General features: G+C 50.7%; 10 protein-coding genes. 6 read left to right on the plus strand and 4 right to left on the minus strand.

The annotated features are described in order from the left end of the window. Positions 1-283: 283 nt before the first annotated feature. Positions 284-1,111 carry a carbonic anhydrase gene (locus tag BLR64_RS13815; protein WP_090714953.1) on the minus strand — a complete coding sequence of 276 codons (828 nt, stop codon included), beginning with the start codon at positions 1,109-1,111 and terminating at the stop codon, positions 284-286. Between the two features lie 272 nt (positions 1,112-1,383). Further along, complete coding sequence (locus tag BLR64_RS13820) at positions 1,384-2,340, minus strand: ArsR/SmtB family transcription factor (protein ID WP_090714955.1); 957 nt, start codon at positions 2,338-2,340, stop codon at positions 1,384-1,386. A 450-nt stretch (positions 2,341-2,790) separates the two neighbouring features. On the opposite strand from BLR64_RS13820, the gene BLR64_RS13825 reads away from it, so the two are divergent. From BLR64_RS13825 to BLR64_RS13850, 6 genes are all read left to right on the plus strand, one after another. Next, on the plus strand, positions 2,791-4,188 hold the full coding sequence (locus BLR64_RS13825) for an ABC transporter substrate-binding protein (RefSeq protein WP_090714957.1): 1,398 nt from the start codon (positions 2,791-2,793) through the stop codon (positions 4,186-4,188). 103 nt (positions 4,189-4,291) lie between these two features. Next, the gene (locus BLR64_RS13830; protein WP_068721719.1) at positions 4,292-5,182 is read left to right on the plus strand and encodes a carbohydrate ABC transporter permease; all 891 of its coding nucleotides are present in this window, start codon (positions 4,292-4,294) and stop codon (positions 5,180-5,182) included. 24 nt (positions 5,183-5,206) lie between these two features. Further along, positions 5,207-6,043, plus strand: a complete 837-nt coding sequence (locus BLR64_RS13835; RefSeq protein ID WP_415841075.1) for a carbohydrate ABC transporter permease — start codon at positions 5,207-5,209, stop codon at positions 6,041-6,043. Then, positions 6,043-7,422, plus strand: coding sequence for an arabinan endo-1,5-alpha-L-arabinosidase (locus tag BLR64_RS13840; RefSeq protein WP_090714961.1), 1,380 nt, complete (start codon positions 6,043-6,045; stop codon positions 7,420-7,422). Before BLR64_RS13835 ends, BLR64_RS13840 begins: the two co-directional genes overlap by 1 nt. A gap of 37 nt (positions 7,423-7,459) precedes the next feature. Then, positions 7,460-8,935: an alpha-N-arabinofuranosidase gene (locus BLR64_RS13845; RefSeq protein WP_090714963.1), complete on the plus strand. Its 1,476-nt coding sequence runs from the start codon at positions 7,460-7,462 to the stop codon at positions 8,933-8,935. Positions 8,936-8,968: 33 nt separating this feature from the next. Then, positions 8,969-9,928, plus strand: coding sequence for a glycoside hydrolase family 43 protein (locus BLR64_RS13850; protein WP_090714965.1), 960 nt, complete (start codon positions 8,969-8,971; stop codon positions 9,926-9,928). 301 nt (positions 9,929-10,229) lie between these two features. Here BLR64_RS13850 and BLR64_RS13855 read toward each other — a convergent pair whose 3' ends face one another. Both BLR64_RS13855 and BLR64_RS13860 read right to left on the minus strand, forming a co-directional pair. Then, positions 10,230-11,084, minus strand: coding sequence for an AraC family transcriptional regulator (locus BLR64_RS13855; RefSeq protein ID WP_090714967.1), 855 nt, complete (start codon positions 11,082-11,084; stop codon positions 10,230-10,232). 227 nt (positions 11,085-11,311) lie between these two features. Continuing rightward, entirely contained in the window at positions 11,312-11,842 is a 531-nt protein-coding gene (locus BLR64_RS13860; protein WP_090714969.1) for a hypothetical protein, read from the minus strand. Between the last annotated feature and the right edge of the window lie 16 nt (positions 11,843-11,858).

Raw genomic sequence — 11,858 nt, forward strand, 5'->3', positions numbered from 1 at the left:
TAAATAGTTACCTATATTATACAACATTAACGCGGTGTCGTGTGAAACCAAGATCACATAAAGAAGGCTGTCGAGACTTTCTCGACAGCCTGAGCTCATCTGCGGATGAGCTGTTTTTTCTTTGCCGGCCGCTCCGGGCGAGCCCAACAAAGGAGAAAATGCCTGGGATTCGGCTGTCTGCCGGCGTGCATCCGCGAGCTTACCCGGCCTCCCTTATGCAACCGTCCCAAAAAGGCGATCCCCGCAACCGCGGGGATCGCCTTTTTGAACACTGAATCAATCCTTATTCATCGCTGCCGATCTCCCGGCTGCCCAGCGGCTGAACAGGACGGTTGTCATGCGGGAAAATCGCAGCGAATTTGCCGATCTGTTCCCCGGACAGGGTAACCGGGTTCTCCAGGACGATCCACTGGACGCCTTCGGTACACGGCGGTGTAGTGAGCGAGCCCTGATAACGGAAGGAGTGAAAATCGGCGGGCAGCAGCCCGGCCGGATCGAAAGGCCCGTCAACCACCGTTTCCTGTTCACTTTCGTCGGCCGGAAGCACGGACCAAAGCTTGTTCAGCACGGTATTTTCGCTGCCGGATTGAATCATTACTCCCAGTACAGCGAGTGAGCCGTCTTCACTTTTATGAACCAGATGAAGCTCCATCTCCGCATGTTTGCCGTCAACCTCATGCTCGCTGGGCAGATGAAAGTGGAATTGCTGCAATAGGTAAGTCTTGCCCTCAATAGTGAGCTTATTGTTCTGATGGTTAAGATTCACCTGAATGGTATGACCGTTGTTGATGATGGACACCGGTGAAGGGGAATACTCCACTTTTAGAGGGGAGAGACTCTCATCTGCCTTCACTTTGTCATGAAGAATATTAACCGGCGACTGAGCCCTACCGGTACTGCAGGTTGTGAACAGCTGATCCAGCTCTGCCCAGTTTTCCGGGGATGTATCTCCTTCGTAAGACCAGTGTGTCTGGTGCGCGGAGGCCGGGACGGAGGCCTCGTGTGTGGCTTCTGCACCATGATTAAGATTGCTGTTGTTTCCACAGCCGGCCATCGCAGTCAGGACTGCGGCCGGGAATAACAGGCGTAATCCCCATTTGTTGATTTGCATACGTCATCCTTCTCTCTATTAGTTGGAACATTATTATTTATATTGTAAATAATGGATTATTCTATAACTAGTGAATAAAGACTCAGCTGCGCATTGGTTCTATTTATCCATAAATTGTCCATAAAAATCCAGTATAGTCCGGGACAATAGGCGAGAAAGGGGGATTTTGGAACTGTAAAAGATAAAAGCCCCTTCGCATCCATAACGGAAGCGAAAGGGCAGAGAGTCTGAAATGAGGTTTTCTTGGGAGCCTTTGATCTTCCGAAAGCAGGCTATTCGGTAGTTGAGACCGGAACGCGCCGGTTCACTTCCTCCACCTCATGCACATTGTAGAGCACACGGGCCAGCAGATCCTGGCTGTAGTTGCCGAAATGTTTGCCGTAGATGGTCAGGCCCCGCTTGTTGACCGGCTTGTCGGTGACGGCGATGCGGAAGGTCAGCTCGCTTTTGTAATCGAGCTTGATATCGTCCAGTGTAATGTCCGAGATGCGGCAGCCGTCAATGAAGCTTCCTTCATTATTGATCCGGATCAGCTTCAGCATTCCGTATTGGTTGAGATGCGGCGGCCACCAGTCCGGGTTGAAGGTTCCTCGCTGGTCTCCGAAGTCGCCGGGGCTGGTCCAGTAGCCGATCTCGATACCATTAAGGTAAAAATACAGATCGGAAGGGTAGTTGTCGCTGAAACCCGGAGCCTCTGAACCGATCTCCATAGAAAACTGGATCTCCCTGAAGGTCTGGTTGGCCTTCAGATAGTTCGGAATACGGTACTCCAGGAAGCCTTCGGCCATCCAGATAATCTCGGAATCGATCCGCTGGGGATCGGCGAAATAACGCGGCTCGTCAAAGTCACCGATAATGCTGTCCTTTGTAGCAAGTCCGCAGGTCGGAACCGCCTGATAGTTACTGTAGTGGCCGACCTGGATCTCCACTTCATACAGATTGTCTACATCCTTGCTGCGCAGATCGACCATCAGCTTATCCTTGTTCAGATAACAGACCTTCTGGATACCGTGCTTGCCGACGGATGTATTGATTTCAATAAGGCCGCTTTCCTCAAGCTTCTTGATGTGCATTGTGATGGCACCGTTGCTCAGATTCAGCTTCTTGGCGATTTCATTCAGGTTAAGGGCCTGATTGCCGGCGAGCAGCTCCAGAATTTGAATCCGGATTTCAGAGCTCAGCGCTTTGAAAATTTCGATGCCACTCATTAGATCTTTGATATATATCATCTCAAACCTTCTTCCGCAGACGTCATTAATGACTATTTTATAAAATTATAAACTAATTGAGCTAAAAAGGAAAGCTTTCTTCCTTTATTTGTGCATTATAATTAAATTTAAGCTAAATTCTGTATAATTAAGCCTTTTATTTTAGATTTATTAGAAGAATGACGGCTAAATCATACATGAAAATCGCATTTTTTTTCAGTAAAAGCTTATAAAACGAATTTATTTTGAATAAGTTTAAATAGTTTTATATAATTATGTTTACAACAAACCTTATATATGTTATTTTATATCTGTAAGCGAATACATTCAAATGTTTTTTAACTGATTAAGATAAATATAAAATGGATCAACCCAAAAAGATAGCTTGAACTATAAACAACCGCAAACGGTTACTTTAGTTCTTTCTATATAAGCTTCGCAATTGTTCACAACACTCTAGGAGGGGTTTCAGTGTTAAAGAAAAAGGGCTGGTTTACACTGCTGTCGTTAGTTTTGCTGGTATCGGTTGTACTGGCGGGCTGCGGCGGGAACAACAATGCATCGTCAGGCAATAATGCCGGAAGCAACACAGGAAATAGCGGGGGAAGCAGCAATTCGCAGGAAACCAAGAATCTTACGTTTATGTTCAGAGGCGGCACAGATGAGCAGAAGGCTTATGAAGGCGTTGTCAAGCAATTCGAAGCTGACCACCCGAATGTGAAGGTCAAGATCGTGGTTACTGCAGCAGACCAATATGCAACCAAACTGAAGGCCTCTATTACGGGTAACAGCGTACCGGATGTATTCTATTTTGAATCCGGTGACCTCAAGGCTTATGTCAACAGTGGCGTTCTGCTGGATCTGACCGGCTATATTGAAGGCAATTCTAACATTAATCTTGATAATATCTGGAAATATGGCGTGGACCTGTACCGTTATGACGGCACTATGGCCGGTCAGGGCAACATTTACGGTATGCCTAAAGACGTTGGCCCTTTTGCACTCGGCTACAACAAAACGATGTTCGAAGCAGCCGGCATTCCGCTGCCTGACAAGGACAAGCCTTACACCTGGGATGAGTTCATCAAGGTTGCCCAGCAGCTTACTATTGACAAGGACGGAGACGGCAAGCTTGACCAGTTCGGCGCAGGCTTTAACGTGAACTGGGCTTTGCAGGCGTTTGTATGGAGTAATGGTGCGGACTGGATTGATGCAACTAAAACTAAAGTTACCATTGATGATCCGAAATTTGCGGAAGCGCTTCAGTTCTTTGCAGACATGCAGAATAAATATGGCATCACACCATCCACCGAGCAGGCGCAGACACTGGATACCTACCAGCGCTGGATGAAAGGCGAAATGGCCTTCTTCCCTGTTGGTCCATGGGATATGAGCACTTATGAAACACTGCCTTTCGACTATGATCTGATTCCTTACCCTGCCGGTTCCACTGGCAAATCCGCTACATGGACAGGCTCCCTTGGTATCGGCGCATCCGCCAAAACCAAGCATCCGGAAGAAGCCGTTGAGCTGATTAACTATCTGACAGCCTCGAAGGAAGGCATGGAAGCACTGGTTAAGGCCAAAGTCCAGATTCCTAACCTGATCGACATGGCTAAAGAATGGGCAGCGGACACTACAACCAAACCAGCGAACAAAGAAGAGTTCCTGCAGGTTGTTGAAGAGTACGGAAGAGTACTGCCAGGCCACTATACTTACAATGCTGAATGGTACAACCTGTTCTTCACCGATATCCAGCCTGTGCTGGACGGAAAGATTACGGCTGCAGAGTATGTAAAAGAGGAACAGCCTAAGATGCAGAAGCTGCTGGATAAGGCGATTGAGCAGGAAGCGAAATCCAAGAAATAATTCCCGGTAAACCTTCTTTACCCCAGAAAAAAGTGATGTCGGCCCTTAAAGCAGCACCGGCCGGCATCCTTTTTATCTGATATCCGAATTTGAGGTGATTGCCATGAATCAAAAGTCTAACCTCTACCGGAAGGAGAAAATCTACGGATTTCTGTTCATTCTTCCTCCGCTGCTGGGGCTTCTGATCTTTACCCTGTATCCGATGATTTATTCCATCTACGGCTCGTTTACGGATTGGGACGGCCTCGGCCAGATGAACCTGATCGGTTTAAGCAATTTCAAGGATTTGTGGACGGATGAGCTGTTCCATAAAGCGCTTTTCAATACGCTCTTTATGATGCTCGGCATTCCAATCGGGATTGTGCTGGCCCTGCTGCTGGCGCTGGGACTTAACCGCGGTGTACCCGGGACAACAGCTTTCCGCGTCATCTACTATGTTCCGGTAATCTCATCACTGGCTGCGGTATCCATCATGTGGAACTGGGCTTATAACGGGGACTATGGACTGGTTAACCAGTTCCTTGACCTGTTCGGCATTACGGGACCCAACTGGATGGCCAACAAGTATACGGTCAAACCCGCACTGATCATTATGGCGGTCTGGAAAGGTGTCGGCTATACGATGCTGCTGTATTTGGCGGCGCTGCAAAGTGTATCGAGATCCTACTATGAAGCCGCTGAGCTTGACGGGGCGAACAGCTTCAAGGCCTTCTGGCATATTACCTGGCCGATGGTGCGCCCGGTTACCTTCTTTATCATCGTTACCAATATTATCGGAGGATCGCAAATCTTTACCGAGATGAACATTATGACCCCAACCGGCGGACCGGAGTATGCTTCGGCTTCAGTCGTGTTCTATATCTGGCAAAAAGCCTTCGGCAACTTCCAGATGGGTTATGCTTCCGCCATGGCGGTTGTTCTGGGCGCGTTTATATTTGTCGTGACTCTTATCCAATTCAGAATGAACGAGAAGCAGTCGTTCGATGTTGATTGATATGAGAGGGAGGAGCGAATAACGTTGAAGAGCAGAAGAAGAATTACCAATACCCTTATTTTCATTTTGCTGTTAATCGGTGCAGTATTCATGATCGGCCCGCTGCTCTGGATGCTGTCCACCTCACTGAAGGACAAGCAGGACGTCTTTGCCTTGCCGCCGGTATGGATTCCAAACCCGGTTCATTTCGGAAAATATAAAGAGATTTGGGAAGCCGGCCCGCTGCTGAGCGGGATCAAGAACAGCGTAATTATCGCTGTTTCAGTAACCCTTGTAGGAACGTTTACCTCGTCGCTGGCAGCCTTTTCTTTTGCGAAGCTTAAATTCCCGGCCAAAAATAAAATTTTCCTGCTGATGCTCTCATCGCTGATGATTCCGTATCCGGCCGTGATGATCCCGCAGTTCTTCATGTTCTCCAAGCTGGGCTGGGTGGATACCCTGCTTCCGCTGATTGTTCCCGGCCTGTTCGGCAACATCGTCATGATCTTCTTCCTGCGGCAGTATCTCAGCAGTGTACCTAACGCCATTATTGAAGCCGCCAAAATCGACGGCAGCTCCTATTTCCGGCTGTACAGCTCCATTACCTTCCCGCTGATCAAGCCTGCGGTAGCCGCTCAGCTGATCCTGTGGTTTATGGGGATTTGGAATGATTATCTGTCGCCGATTATTTACCTGAATTCACCGGAGAAACAGACGCTGCAGCTGGTCATTGCCAACTTTAATGCGACCTATGCCATCCAGACGGATTATCCGCTCATTATGGCCGCTTCGATTATCGCGCTGCTGCCGATGCTGATTATCTTCCTGGTGTTCCAGAAGCAGATTATCGAATCTGTGGCCATCTCCGGGGTTAAAGGCTGATGGGTACGCCGGTTCATCGCAGCGAAGCGGACGGCAGCCTTCTTTTTCCGGAATCTCCGGGTGAACAGAAGCTCTATGATACTTCCATTCTGGATAAAGAATCCGCGTGGGGGACACATAATGCCCATGACCCCGGTATCATCAAAACGCCTGACGGCTACTATATCTTTTCTACAGATGTCAGAGTAGGGGGAGAGCCGGTACCTGGTGTGATGGTGCGCAAATCGGCAGACCTGATTCATTGGGAATGGGTGCACTATGCGCTGCCCGGTATTCCGGAGATTGCAGCAGAGTGGGCCCGGGCAACAAATTTGTGGGCGCCTGACGTTGTCCGGCATAACGGGAAATACCGGATGTATTATTCGGCTTCCTCCTTTGGCAGCCGCCAGTCGCTGATCGGGCTGCAGACGGCAGATTCCATTGAGGGTCCGTGGACAGATGAAGGTGCAGTAATCAAGACGCGTGAAGAGGATCATCTGAATGCCATTGATGCCAATGTAGTGTGTGATGCGGAAGGCCGGATGTGGATGGTGTACGGCTCGTTTTTCGGCGGGATTCATATTGTAGAGCTGGATAAGGAGTCTGGCAAACCGCTTGAGGAGGGCTTCGGCCGGCTGCTGGCTGTCCGTGACAAAACTACAGAGGACGGTGCAGTGGAAGGCCCTTATATCGTCTATAATGAACAGTTTAAAAAGTATTATTTGTTTGTCTCGTATGATTCGCTTTTTGAAGATTACAACGTGCGGGTGGCGCGTGCAGATTCCATAACCGGACCTTATTTGGATGCGCACGGCCGGGATATGAAGGACAGCACATACATGCCGCAGCATGAGGTAGGTGTCAAAATTCTAGGCGGATACCGGTTCGGTGACGATGCCGGCTGGATTGCCCCGGGGCATAACTCGGTGTTAAACGACAACGGAGCCTATTATATGGTGCACCATGCGCGCGGCGGAGAGAACAAGCATTGGCCTTATCTGCATATTCGCAAAATCCTATGGACAGAAGACGGCTGGCCGGTGGTTTCACCGGAACGTTATGCGGGAGAGGCGGAGCAGGATATTCCTGCCGGACGTATCCCGGGTCCATGGGACCGGCTGGTGCATGATCCGTCTGCCCACGGCCAGGTGAGTCCGCAGCTGCTTACTTTGCAGGAGAGCGGTGAGATGACGGGCGAGCACGGCATAGGCGTATGGTCCTTTGACGGACGGCGGACATTGACGCTGAGCTGGAGCGATCTTTCAGAGGGCAAAGGACGGGAAGAGAAGGTGCAGCTGCTGCCGGCCTGGGACTGGGAGAAAGACAAGCCGGCTCTGGTCTTTACAGGGCTGAATGACAGCGGGATCGCTGTCTGGGGTAAACAAGCTTCCGAAGCCTAAACAGACAACAGGGAGCAGAAGGATGGAGGAGAGAACGATGACAAAGGCCGTACTTAATGCGGATATCGCAAAAAGCAAGATCAGCCGACATATCTACGGGCATTTCGCCGAGCATCTTGGCAGATGTATCTATGAAGGCTTATGGGTAGGCGAAGACTCGCCTGTGCCGAACACGGATGGCATCCGTAACGATGTCGTCGCTGCGCTGAAGCAGCTGGACATTCCGGTGCTGCGCTGGCCGGGAGGCTGCTTCGCCGATGAATATCACTGGAAAGACGGGATCGGCCCGAAGGAAGGCCGCAAACGGATGGTTAACACCCACTGGGGCGGTGTCGTAGAGAACAATCACTTTGGCACGCATGAATTTTTCCGCCTGTGCGAGCTGCTGGAATGTGAGCCTTACATTTGCGGCAATGTCGGCAGCGGTACGGTTCAGGAGATGTCGGAGTGGGTCGAGTATATGACCTTTGACGGTGAATCCCCGATGGCTGCCTGGCGGCAGGAGAACGGGCGGGAGAAGCCGTGGGCGCTGAAATATTTTGGCGTCGGCAATGAAAACTGGGGCTGCGGAGGCAACATGCGCCCTGAATATTATGCGGATCTTTACCGGCGTTATCAGACCTATGTCCGAAATTACGGCGATAACCGGCTGTACAAGATTGCCGGAGGAGCCAATGTGGATGACTACAACTGGACGGAGGTTGTGATGCGGGAAGCGGGCGGCATGATGGACGGCCTTAGCCTCCATTCCTACACCATCCCCGGCAGCTGGGAGGAGAAGCGTGCGGCACTCGGCTTCGATGAAGCCGAGTGGATTGAGACGATGCAGAAATCCCTTCGTATGGACGAACTCATTACCCGCCACACGGCGATCATGGACAAATATGATCCGCAGAAGCGGGTAGGATTAATCATAGATGAATGGGGTACCTGGTTCCTGAACGAGCCGGGAACGAATCCCGGGTTCCTCTACCAGCAGAATACCCTCAGAGATGCACTGGTTGCCGGCATCCACCTGAATATTTTTCATCATCATAGCGACCGGGTGCATATGGCGAATATCGCCCAGATGGTCAATGTGCTGCAGGCACTGATTCTGACGGAAGGCGACAAGCTGCTGCTTACCCCTACTTATCATGTATTCCGGATGTATAAGGTGCATCAGGATAACGAGCTGCTGGAGGTTGCTTTTGACAGCCCGCTGTATACCCATGGCGGAGTAACGGTTCCGCAGCTGAGCATCTCTGCATCCCGCGATCAAGAGGGCAGCATTTATGTTTCCATCTGTAATCTGAGTCATGAAGCAGACGCTGGCCTGAGCCTTGACATCAGAGGCGCGCAGGTAAGTGCAGTAACAGGCGAGATCCTGACTCATGCCGAGCTTGGTGCTCATAACACGTTCGAAGCGCCGGATACGATAGCACCTTCAGCCTATGAAGGCGCTCTGCTGACCGATGGCATCCTGAGCTGCACGCTCCCGCCGGCATCGGTTACTGTACTAACACTTAAATAGATCCAGCATAAATGGACCAAAGGAGAAACTGATATGAGCACTGGCAAAGAGTATACCAACCCGCTTGTGGAGCAGCGAGCTGATCCCTGGGTGTATAAGCATACAGACGGATTTTACTACTTTACCGCTTCCGTACCGGAATATGACCGGATTGAGGTGCGCAGAGCCGCAGCAATTGAAAACCTCGCCGAAGCCGTTCCTGTTGTAGCCTGGCGCAAATATGATACCGGGCCGCTCAGCGCTAACATCTGGGCACCGGAAATCCATTATCTGCAGGGCAAATGGTATATCTATTTTGCTGCCGCGCGTACTACCGAAACAAAGGATGGACTGTTCGACCACCGGATGTATGTGCTGGAGAACGAATCGCCGAATCCGCTGGAAGGCAGCTGGGTGGAGAAGGGCCAGGTCAAGACGGCCTGGGAATCCTTTGCCCTGGATGCGACGACCTTCCAGCATAAAGGGATTCTCTATTATGTATGGGCCCAGAAGGATCCGGCAATCCCGGGGAACTCCAATCTTTATATCTCGGAGATGAGCAATCCGTGGACCTTGACCGGGAAGCAGACGATGATTGCCCATCCGGAATACGATTGGGAAAAAATCGGCTTCAGCGTAAATGAAGGTGCAGCCGTGCTGAAACGCGGCGGCAAGGTCTTCATTAGCTTCTCAGCCAGTGCCACCGACTACAACTACTGCATAGGACTGCTTACTGCAGATGAGGACAGCGATCTGCTGGATGCTGCCTCGTGGAGCAAGCACCCGGAGCCGGTGTTTAAGACCAGCGAAGAGAACGGCCAGTTCGGTCCGGGCCATAACAGCTTTACCGTGGGCGAGAACGGGGAGGATGTGCTGATCTACCATGCGCGCAGCTACAAGGAGATTACAGGCGATCCGCTGTACGATCCGAACCGCCACACCCGTGCCAAGGTAATAGGCTGGAAGGAAGACGGCACACCGGACTTCGGCGTGCCGCTGCCGGACAATAAGTAACCGGCCCTGGCCGGGTGTGAAAGGGCATTATTGCCCTTGAATCCGGCCGGCGCGGCTAAGTTGGCGGAATGCAGGGCAAAATTCCCTTGAATAGAAACGGCGGCAGTGATGGACATTGTTTTTGTCCATAAACTGCCGCTGTTTTTTACTTATTCTAATTAACATCTATCCGTCTTCGCCCTGTCCGCGTTACGAATCAGCTTCCGGTCCAGATGGGCATAGGCTGTACCCATAGGCAGGTCTCTCATAGCAAGGCTCTTCCCGTGAGACCCGGTTCTGCCTGCTTAACCTGAGATTGTGTCTACTCATAAAATAACAGCCGCTTCGCATACGCATTGCGGAATTCAGTGGGCGTGAGGCCGACGATTTTTTTGAACGATTTCATGAAATTGTGGCAGTCCTTATAGCCGAGCTGGAGCGAGACCTCGCTGATGTTCTGGTTGGTATCGGACAGCAGAAATTTCGCCAGCTCCATTTTTTGCTGCAGGATATATTGCTTGAGCGGAATGCCGGAGATGGTGCTGAAGAGATGGGACAGATATTTTTCGTTATAGCCAAAATAGGCGGCAATCTGCGATACCTTAATGTGCTCGCTGCGGCTCCATTTAATGTAGTCTATGATATCGTTGTAAAGCTGCTCCTGCTTGGTTTTCCTGACCGGATGATGCTCAATCTGAAACACCTGGTTGTACAGCTCGCACAGGATGACCGTAGTCATATAGTTGTTGAGCGTTTTCTGATTATAAGCCCGGACGGAATCCTGGAGCTGCTTCATCATAACGATCATTTTCTCCAGGCTTTTTACACTGCCGTATTGGGGGAGCAGCAGCCGGTTGTCTGCATGATCAGCAATAGGGCCGGCACTGTCCGTAACGCTGAGTCCGCCGGGCGTCTTGAAATGGAGCCAGTAAAAGCTGCAGGCGGAGGCTTTGTAGCCGTACTGCCTGGTGTAAGGAGGGAGCAGCACGTATTCGCCTTTGGAGAGGGAATAACGGGTATCGTCACCGGCCAGATAGAGCACGCCCTCCGTCATTACGATCAGCTCATAATCCTGCAAAATCCGGCTCAGATGAATCCAGTCGCTGGAGGGGGCGACAAATTTGCCTGTCATCTCCAAATCAACCGGTGAACCCACGTTCAGCTCAAAAGCAATCATGCCCATACCCCTTTTTTCTGACTTTTCTACACTTAACTGCTACTCCCCATTATTGGGGAAAGGACGGCCAGAGTAAAGCATTTACTGCAGAAAAGGCTGTGAAATCTGCTAACCTTTTTACACATGCCGGTTTACCTTGAGGCCTAAGGGATAAGGTGAATTTGTGCAAATAAAAAGAAGCTATTCCGTTAGCAGCAGCTGCTGTGGAATAGCCTCTTGTATAAGGTTTAAGGAGTATATTGCTGGACAATGGAGGTAACGACGCCGTTCTCGATGGTGAGATGATACGGCGATCCGCTGAGATCGAACACTTCCGTCTTAGCAAATTCCTCAGTGAACTTCTGGAGCGTAATGCTCTCGTTCCAGTTGATGTCCAGATCTTCCAGGTTACCCGTATGGTCGTAGATTTGCATCATCACCGCGGCATTGGCGGCTACCGGATAAGTACTTAGCGTCTCACTGTCATTTACGATATAATAGCCGTCCGGCGTTCCGCCGATCTCCGCGGCAGCTTCCGGCTCCCGCTCGGCAAAGATGCGGTCCGCTTCAGCGCCTTCATACCACTCAATCGGATCGGCTGTCAGCTTCAGGCTGCCGTCTGCATTCTTTTGCAGTTCTTGTATATATACTGTCAGGCGCTCTGTCTGAGCACCGCTCTGTGCTTCAGCTCTCGTACCTGCCGTGCTTGCCGTCGTAATGAGGGAAAGGAACAGCAGGACCAGCACAGGCAGTAAAACTTTCGGTTTGTTCATTAGCATTTCATTGTTTCCCCCT

This window comes from Paenibacillus typhae (assembly GCF_900099765.1).
GTDB classification, from domain to species: Bacteria; Bacillota; Bacilli; order Paenibacillales; family Paenibacillaceae; genus Paenibacillus_AQ; species Paenibacillus_AQ typhae.